The organism is Synechococcus sp. WH 5701, from assembly GCF_000153045.1.
In the GTDB taxonomy this organism is placed as follows: domain Bacteria; phylum Cyanobacteriota; class Cyanobacteriia; order PCC-6307; family Cyanobiaceae; genus Regnicoccus_A; species Regnicoccus_A antarcticus.
Genome location: NZ_CH724159.1, coordinates 140616 through 164925, shown reverse-complemented (window position 1 = coordinate 164925; position 24310 = coordinate 140616). Strand labels below are relative to the sequence as shown.

At 60.5% G+C, this 24310-nt stretch carries 21 protein-coding genes; 12 read left to right on the top strand and 9 right to left on the bottom strand.

Annotated features, from left to right (window positions below; all coding sequences use genetic code 11):
* Positions 1–231: 231 nt before the first annotated feature.
* Both WH5701_RS01685 and WH5701_RS01680 read left to right on the top strand, forming a co-directional pair.
* A complete protein-coding gene (locus tag WH5701_RS01685) occupies positions 232–1311 on the top strand; it encodes a glycosyltransferase family 4 protein (protein WP_037979394.1) in 1080 nt (359 codons plus the stop codon).
* A complete protein-coding gene (locus WH5701_RS01680; protein ID WP_006170158.1) occupies positions 1301–3421 on the top strand; it encodes a glycogen debranching N-terminal domain-containing protein in 2121 nt (706 codons plus the stop codon). The genes WH5701_RS01685 and WH5701_RS01680 overlap by 11 nt, the downstream gene beginning before the upstream one ends.
* Positions 3422–3917: 496 nt before the next feature.
* Here the strand turns inward: WH5701_RS01680 and WH5701_RS18745 are convergent, their stop codons facing one another.
* Both WH5701_RS18745 and WH5701_RS01675 read right to left on the bottom strand, forming a co-directional pair.
* Positions 3918–4322, bottom strand: coding sequence for a sigma factor-like helix-turn-helix DNA-binding protein (locus WH5701_RS18745; RefSeq protein WP_367279707.1), 405 nt, complete (start codon positions 4320–4322; stop codon positions 3918–3920).
* A gap of 13 nt (positions 4323–4335) precedes the next feature.
* The gene (locus WH5701_RS01675; RefSeq protein WP_006170153.1) at positions 4336–5316 is read right to left on the bottom strand and encodes an IS5 family transposase; all 981 of its coding nucleotides are present in this window, start codon (positions 5314–5316) and stop codon (positions 4336–4338) included.
* Between the two features lie 129 nt (positions 5317–5445).
* On the opposite strand from WH5701_RS01675, the gene WH5701_RS01670 reads away from it, so the two are divergent.
* The 10 genes from WH5701_RS01670 (at position 5446) to WH5701_RS01625 (ending at position 19853) form a co-directional block, all read left to right on the top strand.
* The gene (locus WH5701_RS01670; protein WP_006170118.1) at positions 5446–6429 is read left to right on the top strand and encodes an IS5 family transposase; all 984 of its coding nucleotides are present in this window, start codon (positions 5446–5448) and stop codon (positions 6427–6429) included.
* Positions 6430–6602: 173 nt separating this feature from the next.
* Positions 6603–8708 (top strand): site-specific DNA-methyltransferase, encoded by a 2106-nt coding sequence (locus WH5701_RS16510; RefSeq protein WP_071934176.1) that lies wholly within the window; start codon positions 6603–6605, stop codon positions 8706–8708.
* Positions 8709–8710: 2 nt separating this feature from the next.
* A complete protein-coding gene (locus tag WH5701_RS01660; protein ID WP_006170156.1) occupies positions 8711–10636 on the top strand; it encodes an ATP-dependent helicase in 1926 nt (641 codons plus the stop codon).
* Positions 10637–10741: 105 nt separating this feature from the next.
* A complete protein-coding gene (locus WH5701_RS16505; protein ID WP_156776491.1) occupies positions 10742–11503 on the top strand; it encodes a 3'-5' exonuclease in 762 nt (253 codons plus the stop codon).
* Positions 11504–11555: 52 nt separating this feature from the next.
* A complete protein-coding gene (locus tag WH5701_RS01655; protein WP_006170154.1) occupies positions 11556–13631 on the top strand; it encodes a 3'-5' exonuclease in 2076 nt (691 codons plus the stop codon).
* Positions 13632–13804: 173 nt separating this feature from the next.
* Positions 13805–14785 (top strand): IS5 family transposase, encoded by a 981-nt coding sequence (locus WH5701_RS01650; RefSeq protein WP_006170153.1) that lies wholly within the window; start codon positions 13805–13807, stop codon positions 14783–14785.
* Positions 14786–14798: 13 nt separating this feature from the next.
* Positions 14799–16637, top strand: coding sequence for a hypothetical protein (locus WH5701_RS01645; RefSeq protein ID WP_232201762.1), 1839 nt, complete (start codon positions 14799–14801; stop codon positions 16635–16637).
* Between the two features lie 828 nt (positions 16638–17465).
* On the top strand, positions 17466–18482 hold the full coding sequence (locus tag WH5701_RS01635) for an ArdC family protein (protein WP_232201761.1): 1017 nt from the start codon (positions 17466–17468) through the stop codon (positions 18480–18482).
* A gap of 59 nt (positions 18483–18541) precedes the next feature.
* Positions 18542–18862, top strand: a complete 321-nt coding sequence (locus WH5701_RS01630; protein WP_232201760.1) for a hypothetical protein — start codon at positions 18542–18544, stop codon at positions 18860–18862.
* A gap of 307 nt (positions 18863–19169) precedes the next feature.
* Entirely contained in the window at positions 19170–19853 is a 684-nt protein-coding gene (locus WH5701_RS01625; RefSeq protein WP_156776489.1) for a sigma-70 family RNA polymerase sigma factor, read from the top strand.
* 11 nt (positions 19854–19864) lie between these two features.
* Here WH5701_RS01625 and WH5701_RS01620 read toward each other — a convergent pair whose 3' ends face one another.
* From WH5701_RS01620 to WH5701_RS01590, 7 genes are all read right to left on the bottom strand, one after another.
* Positions 19865–20059, bottom strand: coding sequence for a hypothetical protein (locus WH5701_RS01620; protein ID WP_006170147.1), 195 nt, complete (start codon positions 20057–20059; stop codon positions 19865–19867).
* A gap of 3 nt (positions 20060–20062) precedes the next feature.
* Positions 20063–21112, bottom strand: coding sequence for a hypothetical protein (locus WH5701_RS01615; protein WP_006170146.1), 1050 nt, complete (start codon positions 21110–21112; stop codon positions 20063–20065).
* 12 nt (positions 21113–21124) lie between these two features.
* Complete coding sequence (locus WH5701_RS01610; RefSeq protein WP_006170145.1) at positions 21125–21802, bottom strand: hypothetical protein; 678 nt, start codon at positions 21800–21802, stop codon at positions 21125–21127.
* A gap of 40 nt (positions 21803–21842) precedes the next feature.
* Positions 21843–22085 carry a hypothetical protein gene (locus WH5701_RS01605; RefSeq protein WP_006170144.1) on the bottom strand — a complete coding sequence of 81 codons (243 nt, stop codon included), beginning with the start codon at positions 22083–22085 and terminating at the stop codon, positions 21843–21845.
* A 77-nt stretch (positions 22086–22162) separates the two neighbouring features.
* Entirely contained in the window at positions 22163–22849 is a 687-nt protein-coding gene (locus WH5701_RS01600) for a hypothetical protein (RefSeq protein ID WP_006170143.1), read from the bottom strand.
* A gap of 10 nt (positions 22850–22859) precedes the next feature.
* Positions 22860–23294 (bottom strand): hypothetical protein, encoded by a 435-nt coding sequence (locus WH5701_RS01595; protein WP_006170142.1) that lies wholly within the window; start codon positions 23292–23294, stop codon positions 22860–22862.
* Between the two features lie 33 nt (positions 23295–23327).
* Positions 23328–24236, bottom strand: coding sequence for a major capsid protein (locus WH5701_RS01590; RefSeq protein ID WP_037980005.1), 909 nt, complete (start codon positions 24234–24236; stop codon positions 23328–23330).
* Positions 24237–24310: the final 74 nt, after the last annotated feature.

Sequence of the window (24310 nt, the reverse complement as noted above, 5' to 3'; positions counted from 1 at the left end):
GCAACATAACGGTCAACGCTGTAGCTAGCTCAACTGTGCTGCCCTGATCCCGTGAGCTTGTGTTCTGTGTCAGTAATTCACCTTTCTCGACGCATCGCCACTGTTTCCTGCCTACGTTTCAAATAAGAGCAGATTGCTGCCAACCCCTGCTGCGCCACCTCGGTGACCGCAGATGTGCATTCTGGGCGCCCATAGGGGTGGGCTGCCAGTTAATCCTTTAAGAGCAAACCGATGCGTATTGCCCAGATATCACCACTTTTTGAAAGCGTACCGCCGCTGCGATATGGCGGAACGGAGCGAGTTGTTCACTATCTCACAGAAGAATTCGTCAACCGTGGTCATGAGGTCGTGCTGTTTGCCAGCGGTGACTCCCTCACCAGCGCCGAGCTCTTCCCCTGCGTGCCACGAGCCCTCAGGCCGGCCGGCTATCGGGGAGATCCACGGGTGCCAGAGGGTCGCCAGCTTGATCAGGTGATCGCTCAGCTCGATCGCTTCGACATTGTCCATTTCCATACCGGCCATGGCCTCCACCCCGGCATCGCCCGCCTGCCGGTGGCGCAGCTCCACACCCTGCACGGGCCCCTGACGGGCCCGGAAATGGCCCAACTCCAATGGGATTTCAATCCGGTGCCCCTGGTGTCGATCTCGGAATCCCAGCGGGGGCCTCTGCCTGGGGCTCACTGGCTCGGCACCATTCACCATGGTCTGCCCACAGATCTGTACCGCTTCCAGCCGTCACCCTCTGAATACCTGGCCTTCGTGGGGCGGATTTCACCCGAGAAGCGTCTTGACCGTGCCATCGCCATCGCCACCGCTCTGGGCCTGCCCCTCAAGGTAGCCGCCAAGATCGATGCCGTTGATCTGGACTATTTCCACGCCACCATTGAACCTCTGTTGCGTGAAAATCCACTGGTCGAGTTCATTGGGGAGGTCGATGATGCCGGCAAGCAGGAGCTGCTCGGCAACGCCCTGGCTCTGCTGTTCCCGATCGACTGGCCCGAACCCTTCGGCTTGGTGATGATCGAAGCCAACGCCTGCGGTACGCCCGTGATTGCCTGGCGCAACGGCTCCACCCCCGAGGTGATTCGGCCCGGCCTCAACGGCCTGCTGGTGGAAACGATCGAGGAGGCCGTGACGGCGGTACGGGGGATCGAGCGACTGGATCGCCGGCGGGTTCGCCATGATTTCGAGCAGCGTTTCACAGTCGCCCGGCAGGCGGCCGACTACGAACGTCTCTTCCAGCGCCAGATCGAGGCCCGTCGCAGCCCCTCCCCGGCCAGGCTCCTTGCAGCGTGTTCTCATGCCGCATGATCTGCTCCCCCCGTTCGTTCTCAAGAATGGGGAAACCTTTGCGATGCTCGATCGCCGGGGTGAAATCTGCCCCGAGACCCATCCCGATTCCGGCATCTTTCACCGCGGCGCTCGCCATGTGAGCCGCCTGGAACTCCTGCTCTGGGATCAGTCCCCGATCGTGCTGAGCTCCGCCGAGAGTGAGGAGATGGGGCTTCACATGAGCCATCTCAGCAACGACATCGACGGGCCCGGTGCGCCCCCGCCCGGGTCCGTGCACCTGAAGCGCAGCACTGTTCTGACCCCCACGAGCTGTTTGCAGGCCCTCGATTTCACCAGTTATCTGAACGGTGCGGTCTTGCTGCCGTTGACCCTGCGCTTCGACGCCGATTTTCGCGACATCTTCGAGATCCGCGGACACCAACGTTCGCGGCGCGGGCGCACGGTCCGCCAGCACACCCAGGACGTCCTGGAAGTGGCTTACGGCGGGCTCGACGGGGAGGATCGCCGCACGCTCCTGCGGGTGGGAGGTGTGGCGGCGGAGGTGGGTGAAACCCACATCAATCTGATCCTGCAACTGGAACCTCGCTGCACCCGTCGCGTCCATCTCCTGCTGGATTTCCATCCCGCCGACGATCGTGTTGCGGTTGAAGAGGCCTTCGATGCCGCACTCGCGGCGACGAACGAGCGTTTGCGCGACAGCCAGCGCCAGGCGGCCTCCATCGCCACCGACAACCAGGCGTTCAACTGCTGGGTGGCCCGCTCCATGTCGGATGTGCATCTGCTCTCCAGCCAGCTCGAGCACGGCCTCTACCCCTACGCCGGCGTTCCCTGGTTCAGCTGCCCCTTCGGCCGTGATGGGCTGATCACCGCCCGCCAGATGCTCCTGGTGGAACCGCGCCTGGCCCGCGGCGTGCTCGGCTACCTGGCGGACCATCAAGCCAGCCACATCGACCCAACGGTCGATGCCGAACCAGGAAAGATCCTGCATGAAGCCCGTCTGGGCGAAATGGCGGCCCTGGGGGAGGTGCCATTCGCCCGGTACTACGGCTCCGTGGATGCCACGCCCCTGTTCCTGATCCTGGCGGGCGACTATCTCCTGCGCAGCGATGACAAGTCGTTCATTGACCACCTGCGGCCGGCGCTGGAGCTGGCCCTGGCCTGGATCAGGGCCGCCGAAGCGCGTAGCCAGGACGGATTCCTGCGCTACCAGTGCGCCGCCCAGGGCGGCCTTCGCAACCAGGGGTGGAAGGATTCCGACGATGCCATCCACCACGCAGACGGTCGTCTGGCCGAGGGTTCGATTGCCCTTTGCGAGGTACAGGCCTATGCCTACGGGGCCCGCCGCGCCATGGCAGGCATTGAGCATCGCTTCGGACGTACCGCCCAAGCCGAGCAGTTGCGCGAGGAAGCCCATCAGCTGCGCCGCCGCTTCCATTCGGCTTTCTGGTGCGATGCCATCGGTACCTATGCCCTGGCACTCGACGGCGAGGGCACACCCTGTGCCGTGCGCACCTCCAACGCAGGCCACTGCCTCTGGACCGGCATCGCCAGTCGCGACGCGGCGGCGTCGGTGGCCCGCCAGCTGCTTGCGCCCACCAGCTTCAACGGCTGGGGCGTGCGCACTCTCGATGAACGAGAGGTCCGTTACAACCCGATGAGTTACCACAACGGCTCGGTCTGGCCCCACGACAACGCTTTGATCGCCATGGGCCTGGCCCGCTACGGCCACATGCCAGAGGCGATGCGAATCCTCACTGGCTTGTTCGACACGGCCCGGGCGCTGCCGCAGTACCGGCTGCCCGAGTTGTTCTGCGGATTCCCGCGTCGCGACGACGAAGACCCCACCCTCTACCCGGTGGCTTGCAGCCCCCAAGCCTGGGCCAGCGGCTCGGTGTTCGGTTTGCTGGAAGCGATCACCGGAATGGGCATCGGACGCGACGCCGAGACGGACCGGGTGGAGGTGCTGTTCCGGAAGCCGGTGCTCCCGAAGGGCATCAACCTGCTTGAAGTCAACGGGCTGCGGCTCGGCGAGGAGGAGATCGACCTGCAGCTGCATCGCAGCGAGCACGACACCGGCGTCATGGTGCGGCGGCGAACGCCCGGTGTTGATGTGATGATAACCAAGTGAAGAATGGGATCAGATACCATCTGAAGAACCCGCTAGAGTCCATCCAGTTCCAATACTGAGTCTGTATCGGATAGGCCGCCCCTTCCAGCAGGGATTTACGGACTACGTGCAGATTGATGCCGGAAGGAGATCGCGGCGGCCTGGCCTTGCTTGACTTCGTCCATGGCCGATTGAAGCTTGGCTTCAGCGTTCTTGGCCGTGGCTTTGATGGCTTAGCTCATGGTTCCGATTGGAATGGGGGGCAGGGAGGGGCCAGCAGAGAATGCCATTACCGGCGGCTGAACCATCAACAGCGCAGCAGTATGCCCAAGGAGAGCATGGATGTCTGAAGAGTTTCATGTCAGGCCTTCGTTAACGGTGCTGGCTGCAGCAGAGCCATACCCCTGTCTAGTCAGGCCATTGACAGATGCAAGCAACATGGTAGGCCGGATCGGCGGCAGATGTGCAGCACCCCTTTGCCTTGATCAATGGGTTCGGTGGATTGGCTGAATAGAGATCAAGCCCCACGAGGATTGAGCACGGGCGTGAGTCGACGTCGCAGCTTGCGCAGCGCTCGTCGTTCAAGGCTCTGCGCACACTCCTTGGTCATCCCCATGCAGCCGGCTACCTCTGAGTAAGAACGGTTCTTCTCCTCGCCATAACGTAGTTGAAGCAAGTGCCGCTCACGAGAGTCAAGAGCCTGAACTTGTTCATGCAGCCACGTGTAGTCGTCGTCTGGGGTCAGAACCTGCTCATCTGGGATTAAGGAGCCTCTGGGCAACGAGCCCTGAAAGAGGGGCCAAGGATGCAATTTGCTCGGAATGAACAATTTTTGGCGGATCTGAGGTTGGCTTGGCCTGATATCCCCCTTTCGGGTGCCAAAATGTGCCCATGTTGGCCGATTCTTTCCCTCGACAGGCACACTGATCCCCTGATCACGTACTGCATAGCAACCTGCGACGTGCCATGAACAGGTTCGAGAGGGCTACCAGCACATTCACTTTGCAGCGGTTCTTGAGCATTCCCCGCAGCCGGGTCTTCTGAAAGCCGAACTGCTGTTTGATCACCCGAAACGGATGCTCTCCTTTGGCGCGGATATGCGCTTTGGCAGTTTCGACCAGATCATCCAGTCGACCCTCCGGCGTATCCGGCAGCACTCGGCGCCTTCCGGGTCGCATGGCGACGCGGAAGCCGATCCCGCGGCCTTGCATCTCGTCTCGCTTCTCGATTCCCTGGTAGCCGGCATCTGCATAGACCAGGGTCTCCTCGCCGTGCAGGAGATCAGAGGCTGGGGTTAGGTCGTGCACATTGGCAGCTGTGGTTTCCACTGAGTGGATGAGGCCGTTCTCGCTATCCACGCCGATGTGGACTTTCATCCCGAAGTACCACTGCTTGCCCTTGCAGGTCTGGTGCATCTCCGGATCCCTCTCCTTCTTCTTATTTTTGGTGGAGCTGGGCGCCGCGATCAAAGTGGCATCAATGATCGTGCCCTGCTTCATCGCCATGCCGTTGGCCTTGAGGTGGGCTTTGACCACCTCAAAGATCTGTTTGCCGAGATCGTTCTTCTCCAGCAAGTGCCGGAACGCGAGAATGGTGGTCTCATCAGGGATCCGGTCGCTGATCATGTCGATCCCTGCAAACCGGCGCATCGTCGGCACCTCGATCAGCGTATCCTCCATCGCTGGATCGCTGAGGTCGTACCACTGCTGCAGAAGATGGATTCGCAGCATGGTTGCCAGCGGATAGGGCGGGCGACCACCCTTGGGGCTGGTCTTGGGGTAGTAGGGCTCGATCAGATCAATCAGCGCTTTCCACGGCACCACCTTCTCCATTTCGGCCAAAAAACGCTCGCGCCTCGTGCGCTTCTTGGCCGTGGTCTGCTCGTAATCACCGAATCCGAGCTGCTTGCTGCCCATGAACCCAGTCCGCGCCTGCGATTACAGGGATATTTTCGCGCGGATGGCTCGGGTTTTCCAGAGTCTCCTTAAGGAACCCCTGAAAAACCCGCTAAAATCAGTCCAGATCCAAGACTGAGACTGGAACGGATGGCCGACCCTCTCCAGCTGGGCTTCACGGACTACGAGCAGATCTACGCCAAAAAGAGGACGCGCCGCCAGCGCTTCTTGGATGAGATGGAGGCCACGGTTCCCTGGGAAGCGTTTCTGGCCTTGATTGAGCCCGTGTATCACAAGCCCTCCAGCAAAGGAGGTCGTCCGCCGATTCCTTTGGAGGTGATGCTGCGGATCCATCTGCTGCAGCAGTGGTTCACGCTTTCAGATCCATTGATGGAGGAGATGCTGATCGATACGCCCTGCTTCCGCCGCTTCGCAGGGATCGAGACGATGGATGGCCGGATCCCTGATGAGACGACGATTCTCAACTTTCGCCATCTGCTGGAAGAGCACCGGATCGCGGAGCAGATTCTTGAGGGTGTGAACCAGATGCTTAGCGAGAGAGGAGTGATGCTGAGGGAAGGAACGATCCTTGATGCCACGATAATCAATGCCCCCAGCTCCACCAAGAACAAGGCCAAGGAGAGGGATCCTGACATGCACTCAGTGGCCAAGGGCAAGCAGTGGTTCTTTGGAATGCGCTGCCACATCGGAGTTGATGCCGCATCTGGCCTGGTCCACTCTGTTGAGAGCACCGCCGCCAATGTTCATGAGCTGAACACAGCAGCTGAACGGCTCCATGGGGATGAACGCCTCATCTACGGCGATGCCGGCCACATCGGCATCGAGAAACGAAACGACTTCCAGGACTGCGAGGCTGAGTTCAGGATTGCGATGAAGCCCGGCCAGCGCAGAGTGCTTCCAGAGACACCTGAGGGCAGGCTTCTTGATCTGATTGAGACGGCGAAAGCCCACTTCCGCGCCAAAGTGGAACATCCCTTTCGAATCATCAAATGTCAGTTCGGCTTCCGGAAGGTCTTCTACAGAGGTATCCGCAAGAACGACCTCAAGCTGAAGTTGCTCTTTGCCCTGGCAAACCTCTGGATGGTACGGGAACGGATACCTGATTCAGCGTAAAGCAAGGGTATAGTGTGTCTAAAGACCGATAATCATCCAGAAATCAAGCCAAAACGAATGGTGGGAACTGCCTGAAGTCTTTTCAAGGGCTTCTCTGAGCGAAAAGTGGGCTAAATCTGCTCAGTATCGTCTCATTGATGAGAATGAGACTAGATTATTCGGATTAAGGCGTCTTGATCAGAGGTTCCCTAAGGGACAGGTTAGTCGCGGCTCGGGACCTCCTTTCCGACTCGGGCTCTATCTTCCTCCAGATCGGGGATGAAAACGTTCATCGTGCCAGAGCCTTGATGGACGAAGTGTTTGGATATCAAAACATTGTTTGCGAGATTGTTATCCAGAAAACAGGTGGTCAAAGCGCGCGTTATTTGTCCAGTGTGGCTGACATTTGCCTTTGGTATGCAAAGTCTGTTCAAGATCTAAAATATAGGCAGCCTTATCGCGATAAGGCTGCCGGAATCGGACATGGTTCCGGGGCTCGCTACGACCAAAAGGACGAAGATGGACGGAATTATCAATGGACGTCACTTGTCTCTAATCGGCCTCCTGGTTCATTTCCGGTAGTATTTCAGGGGAAGGAGTGGAAGCCTAGGTCTGGCTACTGGAAAACAGGGGAAGAGGGGTTCGCCAGGCTCATTAAATCGCTTCGTGTAGGGGCGGGGAAGGCAACTCTCCGATACAAGCGTTTTCTTGATGACTTTCCGGCCTATGAAGTGTCAAACCTTTGGACTGATGTTGCTGGTAGCCCTGACAAAGTCTATGTAGTTCAAACCGCTCCAGCCGTTATCCAGAGATGCATTCTTATGGCATCTGATCCAGGCGATCTTATACTAGATCCCACATGTGGATCTGGCACCACTGCAACTGTTGCAGAGCAATGGGGACGACGATGGATCACGATTGACACATCTCGTGTCGCACTTGCATTGGCTCGTGCGCGAATCATGGGTGCTCGTTATCCTTACTATCTGTTGGCCGATTCTTCAGAAGGAAAGCTGAAGGAAGCTGAGTTGACTTGCTCAATGCCAAGTGCTGATCCTGTATCGCGTAACATCCGCCAAGGTTTTGTTTATGAGCGTGTTCCCCACATCACGCTGAAATCAATCGCCAATAACACCGAGATCGACACGATCTGGGAGAAGTGGAAATCGACGCTAGAGCCCCTGCGCGAACAACTAAACACGGCACTTGGCACGGTCTGGCAGGAGTGGGAGATCCCCCGCGAGACCCAGTCCACCTGGTCTGATCAGGCCATCACCCTTCATGCCAACTGGTGGGATGCCCGTATCGCACGGCAAAAGGAGATTGATGCCTCCATCGCCGCGAAAGCCGATTCCGAATACCTCTACGACAAACCTTACGAAGATAAATCGAAGGTCCGCGTCGCTGGTCCATTCACGGTGGAGAGCCTGAGCCCCCACCGCACGATGATCGTCAATGATGACGACACCATCACAGACCCCCTGAAGCATGGGGCCACAGCCGAGGGGGCCACGGACTTTGCCCAAATGATCCTCAACACCCTGCGTGTGGCCGGGGTGCAACAGGCCCACAAGCAAGACCGCATCAGCTTCGAATCCCTGGATGGATGGCCCGGCGAATTGCTTGCTGGCAAGGGCAGCTACCGCGATGCCGATGGCACCCTCAAAACCGCCGGCATCTTCATCGGTCCAGAGTTCGGCACTGTCACGCGTGTGGATCTGGTGGAGGCTGCTCGGGAGTGCGCTGATGCCGGCTTCAACGTGTTGATCAGCTGCGCCTTCAACTACGAAGCCCAGTCCACCGAGTTCGACAAGCTCGGCCCGATTCCCGTGCTCAAGGCCCGCATGAACGCCGATCTGCACATGCAGCAGGATCTAGCCAACAGCGGCAAGGGCAATCTGTTCGTTATCTTCGGCGAACCCGACATCGATATTCTCGATGCACCTGATGACCAGATCCAGGTGAAGATCAACGGCGTGGACGTCTTCGATCCCTCCACCGGTGAAGTTCGTAGCGACGAACCAGACAACATCGCCTGCTGGTTCATTGACAGCGACTACAACGGCGAGAGCTTCTTCGTGCGCCAAGCCTATTTCCTTGGTCAGAATGATCCCTACAAGAGCCTCAAAACTTCCCTCAAGGCCGAGATCGATCAGGAAGCCTGGGAGTCACTCAACAGCGACACCTCCGTTCCTTTCGCCAAGCCCACAACCGGCCGCATTGCTGTGAAGGTGATCAACCACCTCGGGGATGAGGTGATGAAGGTGTATCGGGTAGGTGATCGATCAAATCGGGTCTGATCATGCAGAACTACAAGGAGGGACTTAATCCGGAGCAGTTGGCAGCTGTCACATCAACTGCGCCACATCTCGTCGTCGTTGCAGGGGCAGGCACGGGCAAAACCAAAACGATGGTCGCACGGATCTGCCATCTGCTCGAAAATGGCACTCCACCTGAGCGCATTCTGGCTATCACGTTTACGCGCAAGGCTGCTGCTGAACTTGTGAGCCGTATTGCTTTCTATGCAGGCAGCGATATCGGGAAACGGGTCAATGCATCCACATTCCACTCATGGTGTTCGAGGATTATTTCGAATGACGCTGATGGGTCATACACGATCATTGACCCTGAAGATCAGAAGGACATGATGAGCATGTTCCGTGGCAAGAGGCCTAAGGAATTTCCCAAGGCGCCAGAGCTGCGCTCTATTTACTCCTTCTGCCGAAACTCGTCCAAGAAGCTTGGTGATTACCTTGATCAATATCTACCGAAGCACAAGCCCTTTTACGAGCAGATCAAGCAGATCTTCATTGACTACCAGGCGGCGAAACGTCGCCAAAACCTTTTGGATCTAGATGACGTTCTAGATGTTGTTGCAAGAAATCTAGAGAATCCAGCAGTAGCCAGTACTATTGGGAACTCTTATGATGCCGTTCTGGTTGATGAGATGCAGGACACAAACCCGCTCCAGTGGAGGCTGCTGCAGCCGTTAGTAAAGCATACCAGTCTTTTCTGTGTAGGTGATGATGCCCAAGCAATCTACGCTTTTCGTGGTTCAGACTACCGTTTCATTCACGACTTCACTGAGCTTGTACCAAATTCAGAGAAGCTGACTCTGACTCAGAACTATCGCTCTCCTAGTGAGTTTTTGGGTATCTCCAACTGGCTCCTTAAGGACAGTTCAATCAACTATGACAAGGAGCTCTGGTCTGAGCTGGAGGGTGGCAAGCCCAACATGCGGATTTTCTCAGATCCTTTTGAAGAAGCTGAATTTATTGCAGATAAGATTTCGGAGGATCACGGGAGAGGGATTCCATACCGCAGCAACCTCATTATGTTTCGATCGTCAGTCTGGCGCAAGGCTCTAGATTCGGCTTTGGCCAAGAGAAAGATTCCCGTAACCTACTATGGCGGCTTCTCGTTTTTGCAAGCGCGACATGTCCGCGATATTGTCTCAACTCTTCGGATTCTGCATAATCCTGTAGATGATATCGCTTGGCTGCGCTACCTTCAGGTATTTCCAGGAATTGGCGGCGAAGGCGCATCAGAAATAGTTAACAGGTTTGCTGATCTAAATGCTCTAGCCGAACGAATCGACCTGCTTAAGGCATCTGATCCGAAGTTCCGTCGGCCAGCTTCTGCTATGCAAACGATTGCACAGAAGATCTCAGCTAATATGGCAAATCTTATTGGCGAAATCACGGCTATTCTCGAAGACGAGTTCAGCAAACTCTATCGTGATGAATGGCCCAGCAGAAAAGCTGATGTGCCGATTCTTCAAGCCCTCGCTGAACGCGAAGATAGCATATCCACATTTCTCGAGAGCTATGCATTGAACCCATTTACTGAGGGCTTTCAGCGTGGTGGTGATTCAAATACTGATTATGTGATTGTATCGACCATCCATTCAGCAAAAGGGCTTGAGTCAGATATCGTTTATGTTCCAGCTCTGCAGGTAGGTCACTATCCGCCGTCCTACACCAAAAGTCAAGACGAGTTCGAAGAGGAGAGGCGGTGTCTCTACGTCGCTCTCACGAGGGCTAAGACCGAACTCAATCTCTCTAAAGCCCTCATTGCCACCTATCAGCGGATACCGAAGGGCTCTGCTTATTTTCTTCAAGAAATGCCGGAGCAACTTGTCGATCTCGAAATCAAGCATGTTGAATCCGTAAACGCACCCTCTCTCTCGCTTGAGATTGACTCCAGCAGTTTTGGGATTGAGTTTTAGTCTGGTCATCAAGAATATGCCACTGCCATCCTGTCAGCCTCTATCAGCTTCGCCTCGACAGCCACTCTTTTCCTTACTTCTTCTCAGCTCTGCCACACTCGGGATATGACGGAACCTCATTCAGAAGAGGTCAAGCGATTGCAGTCTCATGGCTGGTCAGCATCGGATGTCAGTCAGTTTCTTGCTCTGCGTGAATACAAGCAACGCTGGGGTGGCGCCAATCTGGACAGAGAGGAACGGCTCTTTCTGAGAAGAGCTGAATCTGTATTGCTCCAGGCTGGTTTGGACCCAAACCGTCAGGAAGTGGGAAGGTCCTCTCCACGGCGATCATCGGGAACGACAGCAAGTCAGTTACCAGCAATCTCGAATTCTAGCTCATTTGTCGCGCTGGATTTTGAAACTGCCAACTATTCTCGTGATAGTGTCTGCTCACTTGCGATCATTCGCGTCGAATCACTCAAAGTCGTCTCTCGTACGTACCGACTTATCAGGCCCCCTTCGCCCCACTTTATGTTTACAGATATACATGGCATCACCTGGGGTGACGTGAAGAGCGAGCCGACATTCAAGGAGCTGTGGCATGAATTCAGGCCGCTTTTCGAAGGGATCAGCTTCATCGCTGCCCACAACGCAAGTTTTGACAGCAGTGTCATGAGGGCCTGCTGTGATACCTACAGAATTGTGCCACCAGGTGCGCCCTACCTTTGTACGGTCAAGCTTGCTCGGCAGACTTGGCAGTTGAGACCAGCCAATCTGCCCAGCGTCTGTGCCTACCTTGGCTTGCACCTCGAGCATCACAACGCACTTTCAGATGCCGAGGCCTGTGCGAACATTGTACGGGCAGCGGCTGGTTGCAAGGTCAAATGAACATTCATCTGTACGCGGTACTTTCTTTATGTTGACTCCGAGGAAGTCTTAAATGTCTTTTCTGCTCGCCGACTCATTTCAGGCAAGTCTTGACAGACTCGGCGGTGATGAACAAAAGGCGGCCAAGCTCGCCGCTTTCGAACTGCAGATCAACCCTGCCAATCCAGGCTTGCAGTGCCATCGTCTCGACAACATCAAAGACAAGAACTTCTGGTCTGCCCGTGCCAGCCGAGACATCCGGTTGATCTTCCACAGGGTCGAGAGCAGCGTGATGCTCTGCTACGTCGACCATCACGACCCTGCCTACGACTGGGCTTCCCGGCGCAAGATCGAAACCCATCCCGTCACCGGCGCAGCTCAGATCGTCGAGATCCGCGAAACGGTTCGCGAGATCCAGATCCGCGTCCATGTCCCTGCCGAGCCAGCAGCGCCACCTGAGCCCAAGCGGCCGCTTTCCAACCTCACGGAAGAAGACCTGCTCAGCTACGGGGTTCCCGCGGAATGGATCCCTGATGTCCGCACAGCGGACGACGACATGCTGCTGGTGATCGCCTCCCATCTCCCTGGTGAGGCTGCCGAAGCGATCATTGATCTTGCGACTGGCACCACACCCACAAAGCCAGAGGTCAGGCAGCCAGACCAAAGCAATCCCTTCGAGCATCCCGATGCCCAGCGCCGCTTCCGGGTGCTCACCGGAACTGAAGAACTCGCCAGGGCGTTGGACTACCCATGGGAGCGGTGGATCGTCTTCCTCCACCCCAGCCAGGCCGACTGGGTGAGCCGCTCGTTCAATGGCCCCACTCGCGTGCAGGGTTCTGCCGGCACCGGAAAAACTGTGGTGGCCCTGCACCGGGCGGTGCACCTGGCTCGCAGCAACCCTGAAGTGCGAGTGTTGCTCACCACCTTCTCTGATCCACTGGCGGCCCTGCTGCAGGACAAGCTCCATCGCCTCATTCAGGGGGAGCCACATCTGCTCGAGCGGCTGGATGTGATGGCCATGCAGGAGCTGGGCGAGCGGATGCACACCGCCCAGCTCGGCCAACCGCGGCTCATCGCGCCCGAGGACCTTCGCGCCTTGATTCACAGGCACGCGCCGGCGGAGATCTGCCGCGTCTATGGCGAGGGCTTCGTGGTGGAGGAGTTCAACGAGATCGTTGATTCTTTCGGTCTGCGCGACTGGGACAGCTACCGCGATGTGCGCCGCCTCGGCCGCAAGAGCCGCCTCAACGAGGCCAAGCGCCGCCTGCTCTGGGATGGTTTTGCCGCTGTCCTCCAGGAGCTGGAGAGCTCAGGCCAGGTCACACCCCATCAGGTCTTCCATCGCACCGCAGAGCAGCTCCATCGCAGTGGCGGCCGCCCCTATCAGCACATCGTGGTTGACGAATGCCAGGACATCACCGCCGCCCAGCTCCGTCTCCTGGCAGCCCTGGCGGGGACCGGCACAGATGCCCTGTTCTTCGCGGGGGATCTGGGCCAGCGCATCTTCCAGCAGCCCTTCTCCTGGACCCAGTACGGCGTTGATATCCGAGGCCGCTCGCGCACGCTGCGCATCAACTACCGCACCTCTCACCAGATCCGCAGCCAAGCCGATCAGCTGCTCGATCCGGAGTCCCGCGACGTGGATGGCAACGTGCAGGACCGACGCGGTGCCATTTCCGTGTTTAACGGTCCGGAGCCCGACATCCGGGAATGCGAGGACATCGACAGCGAAACCGAGCAGGTGGCGGCCTGGATCGAGCAGCGCCGCAGCGAAGGCCTCACCCCCAGGGAGTTCGGCATCTTCGTGCGCAGCGAGGCTGAGATCCCCCGCGCCGAAGCGGCTCTACAGCTAGCCGAGTTGCCCTATGAGCGACTGCAGCCCGCGGCCATACGCCTCGGGAGCAAGGCCACCCTCTCCACCATGCACCTGGCCAAAGGGCTGGAGTTCCGCGCCGTGATCGTTATGGCCTGCGATGAAGACGTGATCCCCAACGCCGAGCGCATCAAGGCCATCACCGATGACAGCGACCTCGATGAGGTGGTGGCCACCGAACGCCACCTGCTCTACGTGGCCTGCACCCGCGCCCGGGATTGTCTGTTGATCACTAGCGGCACTACCTGCTCGGAGTTTGTGGAGGACCTGTCATGAAAATCCCGTTCCAGCAGAGGATACCAGAAGTTAATGAAGCAGAAAGTACTGAGGAGTGGCACAAGGGTCTTTCGCTATCAACGCGGAATACATGCATTGCTCTAGGGAGACTCTGGAAAACCCGAGCCATCCGCGCGAAAATATCCCTGTAATCGCAGGCGCGGACTGGGTTCATGGGCAGCAAGCAGCTCGGATTCGGTGATTACGAGCAGACCACGGCCAAGAAGCGCACGAGGCGCGAGCGTTTTTTGGCCGAAATGGAGAAGGTGGTGCCGTGGAAAGCGCTGATTGATCTGATCGAGCCCTACTACCCCAAGACCAGCCCCAAGGGTGGTCGCCCGCCCTATCCGCTGGCAACCATGCTGCGAATCCATCTTCTGCAGCAGTGGTACGACCTCAGCGATCCAGCGATGGAGGATACGCTGATCGAGGTGCCGACGATGCGCCGGTTTGCAGGGATCGACATGATCAGCGACCGGATCCCTGATGAGACCACCATTCTCGCGTTCCGGCACTTGCTGGAGAAGAACGATCTCGGCAAACAGATCTTTGAGGTGGTCAAAGCCCACCTCAAGGCCAACGGCATGGCGATGAAGCAGGGCACGATCATTGATGCCACCTTGATCGCGGCGCCCAGCTCCACCAAAAATAAGAAGAAGGAGAGGGATCCGGAGATGCACCAGACCTGCAAGGGCAAGCAGTGGTACTTCGGGATGAAAGTCCACATCGGCGTGGATAGCGAGAACGGCCTCATCCACTCAGTGGAAACCACAGCTGCCAATGTGCACGACCTAACCCCAGCCTCTGATCTCCTGCACGGCGAGGAGACCCTGGTCTATGCAGATGCCGGCTACCAGGGAATCGAGAAGCGAGACGAGATGCAAGGCCGCGGGATCGGCTTCCGCGTCGCCATGCGACCCGGAAGGCGCCGAGTGCTGCCGGATACGCCGGAGGGTCGACTGGATGATCTGGTCGAAACTGCCAAAGCGCATATCCGCGCCAAAGGAGAGCATCCGTTTCGGGTGATCAAACAGCAGTTCGGCTTTCAGAAGACCCGGCTGCGGGGAATGCTCAAGAACCGCTGCAAAGTGAATGTGCTGGTAGCCCTCTCGAACCTGTTCATGGCACGTCGCAGGTTGCTATGCAGTACGTGATCAGGGGATCAGTGTGCCTGTCGAGGGAAAGAATCGGCCAACATGGGCACATTTTGGCACCCGAAAGGGGGATATCAGGCCAAGCCAACCTCAGATCCGCCAAAAATTGTTCATTCCGAGCAAATTGCATCCTTGGCCCCTCTTTCAGGGCTCGTTGCCCAGAGGCTCCCTAGAAGAGTTTCTAGAAAGCGACACGATTCAAGTGCTGGAGCTCAAAGGAGATTGGGGCGTCGGCAAAACCTACTACTTCCAGAACTTTCTTGCATGGGCCAAGCATAATGATAAGCTGGGTAAGATCAAGGCCTACTCATATGTGTCTCTCTTTGGTTGTGCTTCTGTCTCTTCCTTGGAAGCATCTATCTTTGCCTCTCACGAGCCTTTAAGTGACAAGGCTGGAGCCAGGCTTACTTCGGCATCTAAACCAATCAAGAGCTTCCTTGACAAGGTCGGGCAAGCAACGATGGAGCTTGGTGGCGCCAGGTTTGCCTTTGGCACGGCGTCTGCATTGATCGATGGATTGATTCGGAAGTACTACATCAAAGACTTTCTGATCTGTTTCGATGACATTGAGCGTATGAGTCAGCAAATGTCACCTTCGGCGTTTCTCGGGCTTGTGAGTTCACTCAAAGAACAGCAGAACTGCAAGATATTGTTGATCTACAATTATGACAAGCTCGGTGAAAGCAATCAGATCCTGCGGCAGACCATTGAGGAGTATCGCGAAAAAATCATCGACAGGGAGGTCTCTCTTAGGCCCACTGTAGAGGAAAATATGGCCATCGCATGGCCCTCTAAAATGGGGCGACCATCATCTTTTGAGCACGTTTTTAAGATCTCTACGTGTGCAAATATTCGAGTGATGCGGAAGGCTCGGTGGGCTGTCGATTATTTTTCGAGAATTCTAGGCGATCAATGGCCGAATATTCGCGAATCGTTCCAACTTGCTGTTTCTTCGCTGACAGTAATCTACTACAGCAGAAAAGACCTCTTCCCAGATCCCTCGTCAATTCTTGCAGATGATTTTTTCAAGCATCTAGCCGCCGAGTCTCAGATGCATAGAGCTCAGTACGAATCCATCTCAAGGCTGGGATATACTCCTGCGCCGCACCACAACATGATCCTGGACTTCTTCAGGCATGGCTCAGTTGACATAGATAGTTACAAAGGGCTTTTGCAGGCAAACGATATTAACGAGCGGCTCTCTGGATTCAACCAAAAGTGCGATAGAATCTTAAGCAATTTCGGATCAGGATTTTTTGTGCCGCATGATCAGCTTACTCGTGAGCTGCTTGAGTTTCTGCAGCTCCACAGTGGCGAAATTAGCATTGGTAAAGCATATGGTGCAATCGACTTCCTCGATCAGTGCGGGATTGAAGTAGATCCGATTCTTCTCGACCACGCGATCCTGTCGCATATGGAACGAGAACCACAGCTGGATTCTTACACATTGAATTTCTCAAGGCTCCCTGACGCAGTACGTGAAGATATACAGAGACGTTATGATGCTAAGGGCGCATCTCAATCGATTTCTCACCTGATGCAGAGCCTTGCTGGGAGCAACGGCTGGAATCCCGATGAGATAAGGCTGCTCCGCGGGCGAACTGAAAGTGAATGGCTCGAATGGATTAGCAGCTTCAACCCATCTCAGGAATCAACTGAGTCCGGAGAGTTCTATTCAGACATCTTTCACCTTGTGGCCACATTCCTTAAGCGATTTGAGTCTGTCACTGATGCAGACGATCAAGCCACTCTTGAGAAAATAAGGGGAGTCCTGGAACAGCTTCGTGCTCGGAGTCCTGTTGATAGATTGCGAGTCGAGATGCTGTTTAACTACATGGACCAGAATTCATAAGGCCGGTCTGTACTTCTATTGGAGGGATTAATTGCATGAGTCGGCCTACCCCAGAAGCGCTGCGAGTTGCCGAAACAGCTCGCACCATTGCGCTGCAAATGATGAGCGAGCGTGGTCGTGGCGCTGTGCTGGTGGGGGGAGCCCGAGTGGATGCGGCATTGGAAGCTCTGCTCAAATCAGCATTGGCTCCACCCTCTGGTCCGGAGACCCTCTTCCTCACCGATCGACCGCTGGGATCTTTTGGGGCCCGGATCGCACTGGCTCGGCGACTTGGCCTGATCGACAGGCAGCTTGAGCTGGCACTCCACACACTGCGCAGGGTGCGCAATGCGTTCGCCCACTCAACGGCCCAGGCTTCTCTATCAGAAGCGTGCCACCACCAGCCTCTCGCCGAGTGCTACCGGCAGGCTCGCTGCAACCCCCTGTGGGATCCCCTGGAACGCATCCTCGATGATCAGCTCAGATCGAATACCGGGTCTGCAGTCTCCACGGCTATAGAACCTGCCCTGCGGGACTACATCCTGCTGATCACAATCCTGGTGGTCTTCCTGGAAGCTACCTCCCAGCAACTATCACCTCTTCAGTCGGCTGTCTCGATGGGGTTTGCCGGTGTAAGCAGAAGCAGCTGTAACGCACCAGGTTCTTGAGTGCCCTCTATTGCTGAGGGGTGCGTCGCGCAGGAATCCTCAGCGTGCGCGACCGCGCAAGGGCTTCGCAAGCCGGCCCGCCACTGGCGATGAGACGCCGGTGGCACTGGGTTCACGGAGCGCTGTGGCCGGCCCTTGACGCTGGCCGCGCCTGCGCTTGCGGTCCTGCGCTTGCCCATCCGTGGCTGTTGCTTCACCATCCCGCTCCTCCCGATCACCCAAAGGAACTTCTGCTGTCAAGGTCTCGCCCGAGGAGAAGCTGGTGGCCTCCCTGGTCGCCCTGCTGGAGGCCGGCACCACCCCCTGGCGGCGGGAATGGGATGCAGCCTCCGGGGGGCACCACGTGAATCTGCTCTCGGGCCGCCGCTACCGCGGCGCCAATCCAGCACTGCTCACCCTGGGCATGCACCTAAGGGGTTCAGCCCTGCCCTATTGGTGCGGCATTTCCGAGGCCAAGGCGCTTGGGATCTTCCCCCGCAAGGGGAGCAAGGCCGTGCATGTGCTGCGGCCCCAGGTGCATCAGCGGGGAGAAGGCCGGCTGGCTGAGGCTGCTCCGGCCGATGCGGCTGGAACGGGCGGGAGTGGGGCTGCTGGCCAGGAAGCCGCTGGGGCTGGCCGACGCTGGGTGAGCTACCGGCCAGTGGCGGTCTTCAATGCCGCCGATCTGGAGGGCGAGGCGCTGGAGGGACTCATCCAGAAGCGCCTCCAGGCCGAGGGGGTGAGCCAGCGGCCCGAGCCCGAGCGGCTGGCGGCGGCTGAGGCCGTCCTCAGTTGCTGGCCGGTGCCGGTGCGCCATGGCGGCGATCGGGCCTGCTATCTGCCGGGGCCGGATCGCATCCAGCTGCCGGATCGCTCGGCCTTCCACTCGGCTGGGGCCCTCTATGCCACCTGGGCCCATGAGGCGATCCACTCCACGGGCCACAGCTCCCGGCTGGCCCGTGATCTCTCCGGCGGCATGGGCGAAGGAGGCGATGGCGGCCGGGCCTATGCCCGCGAGGAGCTGGTGGCCGAGCTAGGAGCTGTGCTGCTCGGTGATCGGCTGGAGATCGGCAGTGCCATGGCCAATCACGCCGCCTATCTGGGCCACTGGGTGGAGCTGCTCAAAGAATCGCCGCGGGTGCTGCTGCAGGTGCTCAGCGATGCCCGCAAAGCTGCCGATCTGGTCTCCCCGGAAGCACCTGAAGCGGATGGGGGTTGAGCCTGCTGATTGAGGTCAGGCCTGGGGCCTGGCGATCACGCCACCCGGCCTGCCCCGGCTTGCACACCGCGCAAGGGCTGACGCAAGTCGCTGTGCTGCGCTCAGCGACCCTTGCCCGGTGCTGGCAGCGCCGGGGCTCAGCGGCGGTGTCGTTCGCCAGCCCAGCCATGGCCGCCACTCCCCTCAGCCGCTCCTGCCCGATCCGCATCATCTCGGTGCATCTCCTCGATGCCGCAGGCCAGCTGCTGCGGGTGCTCTTCCTCGATCGCGAGGGCAACATCAGCGCCCAGCCGCACTACGTGCCCCGCGAGCAGGCCCTGATCCTGGCTGCCAATCAGCAGCGGGTGCTCGGTCCCCAGGCCGAGGTGCGGGTGCTCTGAGCACCCCGGTGCCGGAGGCACTCCGCCTCCGGCTTTCGGGTGTCGCCGCATCGTCCGTGGGCTTGGGCTTCCTGGAGCAATGGCTGCCTCCCTCCCCAGAGCGGGTGGACGCTGCAGGTTCCTCAGCGAGGCGGCTCACAGCAACGGCCTGACGGTTCGATTGGGCGGTCCCTGGGCTGGGCACCCTGGAGCGCCGGCAGTGGGGGAGGGGGTTGGTCACCGGACCGGCGCACACCCACCGCATCCCTCGGCCAGTCCTCACGCCGCGTCAAGGATCGGGCCAGGCGCCTTCCGATGTCGGGCGTCCTTGCCGCGGCGCTGCGGCCGGCCGGTGGTGATGGGGTTCTCCGCCGTCCTATCGATGGCTTCCCCCGTTTCCTCCCTCAGCCGCCGCCAGCAGTCCCCGGCTCTCAGCCGTTCTGCCCTGCGGGCCCGCGATGCCCTGGTGCTCGAGCACCTGCCCCTGGCTGATGCCCTGGCTGCCGCCGCCGCCCGGCGCCTGTTCCCGCTGGTGGAGCGGGAGGATCTGATCCAGGTGGCCCGGGAGGCCCTGGTCCGCTCCGCTCCCCGCTGCAGAGCCGATGAGCCGGCAGCTCCCTATCTGCGCCGTTGCATCACCGGTGCCCTGCAGCACCACCTGCGCGATCGGGTCCGGCTGGTGCGCATCTCCCGCCGGGAGCACGAGAAGGGCACCTGCCCGCTGGGGCACCTCAGCCTCGATGCCACATCCGATGGCGAGCCCTGCATGCTCGATCAACTGGCTGCTCCAGAAGCCGAGCCGGCCCTCGGCGAGGCCATGAATGGCCTGGCGCTGGAGCAGCTGGTGGATCAGCTGCCTGCCGCCCAGGCCACAGCGCTCCGGCTCACGATCCTTGAGGGCCTCTCGCTGCGAGCCGCTGCGGCGCAGCTTCAGATCAGCCCGATGGCCGTGCAGCGGGCCCAGAAGAAGGCCCTCGCCGCCCTGAGGCAGCAGCTGGTGGGGGCGGGCTGAGGCCCCTGCGCTCAGGCCTGCACGAACACCAACGTGGAGAGCGGCCACCAGCCGCTGCCGCCCTCGTCGTAGGCCAACTCCACCATCGGATCGTCCTCGGGAGTCTCGGCCGCAAGGCTGAGCACCGTTGCGCCGGTCTCTGGGCTGATCAGGTCGCGCCAGCAGCGCGAGCCAATCGCCGGCAGGGGTGTCGTGGTGTCAGGCATGGGTCACGGGCTCACCATCACCCGATTGCCAGCGCCGCTGTTGCTCACAGCTACGAACTGACGGCGCTGGGGCGACCAGCAGAGCGAGCGCCAGCCCAGATCAGCCGGGGAGCTGCGCACCGTCCAGCTCAGGCCATCGGCGCTGGTCATGATCCGGTTGCCGGTGCCGCTGCTGCTGACCGCCACCAGCAGCTCCCGCTCCGGCGACCAGCAGAGGGAGGTCCAGGCGTTGTCGGCCGCCGAGCTGCGGCTGCTCCAGCTGAGGCCATCCGGGGAGGTCATCACCCGGTTCCCCTTGCCGCTGCTGCTCACCGCCACAAGCAGACCCAGCTCCGCCGCCCAGCAGATCGCCGTCCAGCTGTTGGCTGCGGCGGCTGTGCGCAGCGTCCAGTTGCGGCCATTGGCTGAGGTCATTACCCGCTGGCTCCCGCCGGTGCTGCTCACCGCCACCAGCAGCCCCAGCTGTGGCGCCCAGCAGAGGGAACGCCACTCTTGATCCGCTGCAGCCGGACTGGCTGTCCAGGTGAGGCCATCGCTGCTGGTCATCACGCGGTTGCCCGTGCCGGTGCTGGCCACGGCCACCAACAAGCCCAGCTCGGGTGCCCAGCAGATCGAGGTCCAGCTGTTGTCGGCTGGCGTCGCGCGCAACGTCCAGCTGCGGCCATCGGTCGAGGTCATCACCCGCGTGCCCGATCCGCTGTCGCTGACGGCCACGAACAGCCCCAGCTCGGCGGCCCAGCAGAGCGCCACCCAGTTCTGATCGGCGACCGCCGGTTGGGTGCTCCAGCGGATGCCATCGCTGGAAGTCATCACCCGGTTTCCGCTGCCGCTGTTGGCGACGCAGGCGTAGAGCTGCAGCTCCGGCGACCAGCAGATCGCCTGCCAGCTGTTGTCCGCAGGCGAGCGCACGGTCGACCAGAGCACGCCGCTGATTCCCAGCACCGGCGGCGGGCTCAGGAGGTCTGCCATCGCCGCTGCCTGCAGCTGGTAGGTGCCGGCCTGGGGCCCAGCGGGGCGGGTGATCGCCAGCAGGTCGCCTGGTTGGAGGGTCATCAGCTGCGGTGCTCAGGGCAGGGCGGGCAGGGTGCTGAGGTCCAGCGGCATGTAGTCCCCGGCCGGCTGGGCAGTGGCTATCGCCGTCTGCAGCTGGGCCGCGTCCACCACCCGCCCGGGCGTGCCGTCCGCCAGCGCCAACGGATCAGCCAGCTGCACCACACCGGCAGCGGTGGTGGTTGCGGGCTCGACGCTCAGCAGCGGTTGGGCCGGGTCGCTCTCATCGACGATCAGCGGTGCGGCCACCTGGATGCGGATCACGCCGGTGCCATCGGGGCCCAGGGCGGCGTTGGCACTCCAGTTGCTGCCGTCAAACAGCAGCAGATCCCCCTGGGCGATCTCCGCTCCGGCGATGCCGCTCCAGCTGGCCAGGGCAGGGCCGGCGCTGCTGGCGAGGTACACATCTCCGGCCACAGCCCCAGCCGGGGCCTCGGTGGTGGTGGGATCGATCGCACCCCGGTAGGTGAGGGCACCGGAGATGGCGGCATGGAGAGTGCCATCCGCATCCACCGAGAGGTTGGTGCCGGGCTTGATCGCCCCGATCGCCGCCGCCGTGGCCGGGCAGAGCATGAACGCCTTGACCTCATCAGCAGTGGCCCGGTGGGGCGTGCTGCCGCGCTGCACCAGCAGCAGGTCGGTGGGCTGGGGCAGGGAACGGCCGGCAGTGCGGCTCTCGGTGGTGGTGGCCATGGCGATCAGTGCAGAAGGGGAAGGCGGTTGAGCGGAAAGATCAAGGAGGCAGGGGGCTGAGCAGGCGCAGGTCCAGCGCGATCACCACCACCCCATCGCCGGCGGCAGCACTCACCAGCGGCGCCAGGGCCTGCACGGCGCTGACACCCCCGGACGGGGGTGGTTCAGGGGTGCCGCCGTCCTGCAGCTGGGCCTGGCCCAGGAAGATCACCCCCTGCGGCCGACTGCTGGTGCGGCACTGGGCCGCCAGCTCGGCCAGCCCAGCCGGATCGGGAGTGGCCATCGGCGCCAGGGCAGTGCTGCTGAGCTGTTGCCAGGCCCCAGCCAGCGATGTGCCTGCTTGGTTGCCTTTTGCCGTGATCAGAGCAGGGCATCCCCCAGCTCCAGCGCCGCGAGATCTGCGGCATCGTTGATGCCCTCGTTGCTGCCGCTGGCAGTGCCCGATGCACTGGCCTGGGCCTCCAGCGCTATGGCCTGCTCCACCAGCTCCGCCTTGGTCTGGCTGCCATCGAGCTCCACGCCGTAGACGGTGGAGCAGAACTCGACGATCTGGGCCTTGGTCATCGCCTGGAAGTCGGTGGGCTGTGAGGCCAGCAGGGCCTCTCCAGCGCTGGTGGTGGTTTCCGTGGACTCCAGCGGTTCGCCGGTGGGCGTGGGCTCATCTGGTGCCGGGGCGGGCTCCTGCTCAGGGGTTTCTTGGCTGGAGTCCACTGCAGGCTCCGGCGCGTTGTCCCCGGCATTAACCGGGGCCGCGTCATCACCGCCGATGGTGCTGCTGAGCAGCTGCCAGCCCAGTGCCTGCCAGCCGGCCAGATGCACCGGCCAGATCGAGCGGGTCGCCCCGTCCTTGGCGATCAGCAGCTGGCTGGGCGGCAGCAGCGATACATCTCCCACACCAGGATCAAGGGTGACTCTGAGCCGCTGCTCTGGGCCCGAGAGGCGAACAGGCGTGGAGGAGGGGTTGTTGCTGTCGAGGGGCTGCAGCAGCTCCAGCGGCAGGGCATCAGCCTCCGCCGCCGCATTGAGGGTGTCGAGTGGGTTGCCCATGGCGCTCACCTCACAGCCCCTGGTTGGCGGTGAGCGCCACGGTCATCCCCACCGGCGTGGCGGGAGAGACCGTCGCCCGCGCCAATCGCAGGCAGGGCGGGGCGATCAGCGCGCTGTCGGCCGGGTTGATCAGCAGGGCGGCGCCGCTGATGATCGCCTCCACCTTGCCGCCTGCAGCGGGGATAGCGACGGCCGCGGCGGTGATCCAGCTGCCGGCGTTGCCATCGGCCAGCAGCGGCGCCAGCTCCAGGGTCACCGTCACCGCCTCGCTGTGGCCGGGGTGGGAGGCCACGAGCACAAAGGAGCTGGTGGCATCGAGGTCGGTACCGAGGTTGACGACATCACCGCTGCTGCGGGTGTGCTCGTAGCAGTCGGTGGCGGAATGGTTGATCCAGCCGACGAGCACCGTCTGGGCATCGAGCAGCCGGGTGGCTTGAGAGGTCATGGAAGGGTCTCCTGTGGGGATGGGATGAAGGGTTCAGGGCAGCACCAGCGGCATGGGCGCCACGTTGAACAGGCGCGCGGCGGCCTTGCGGTTGCACACGGCAAAGCCCACGTACCAATCGACCCGCGTGCGGAACACCGGCGCGTCATGCACCTCCCCGAAGTCGCGCACCGAGATGCCGTAGCGCCCCTCGAACGGCCCCTGCAGGCCGCAGACCGCCGCATCGCCCAGCACGCAGCAGTAGATGGAGGTGGTGTCTCCCGGTTCGTCGTAGCCGAGTACCGCGTTGCCCTCGGCGTCCTCCTCCACCAGCAGGATCTCGATCCCCTCGAAGTAGTGACGGCCGTCGATCACCTCATACAGATCGCCACCGGCCTGGCGGGAGGCGGTGCTGATCTGACGGCGGGCGGCCTTGCTGGCGATCAGCACCTTGTCGCCTCCGTAGCCGATCACGCTGTCGGTCAGCGCCTCCAGCGCCAGCAGGTTGAGCGTGCTGCCGCCGTTGTCGATCGTCTGGTCCTCGCCCGGCACCAGGCGCTTGCTCAGCCCGTTGAAGGCACGCGGATCGAAGGTGTCGTCGCCGTTGATGATCGCCGCCTCAAGCGTCAGGCGCATGGAGCGCACCTTCATCTCGGTCTGGGCAGCTCGGGCCTCGGGGCCCTGCAGGTCCACGATCGAGCGGTCCACATCCAGGTCGCCGCCGAACAGGTGCACGAACTCCGAATCGGAGTTGATGACGCCATAGCTCTGGCGGTAGCCCTCGTTGACGGCCCGGAAACCGACGCGGGGCAGCTTGGTCTCCGCCGGGAAGCTCAGCGAGCCGCCCACGAGATTGCGGAAGGGCAGGCGGCGCAGCAGCTCCCCCTCCGCGAAGGTCTTGAGCACCGCCAGCTGTTCGGCGCGGCGGGCGTATTTCTGCGCCTCGATCAAGGTCAGGCCCAAGGGCACGCTCCAGGGGCCTGGCCCCAGTGACAACAGCAGCTGTTGCCAGGTCGTTGCCCTGGTGGCGTGATCAG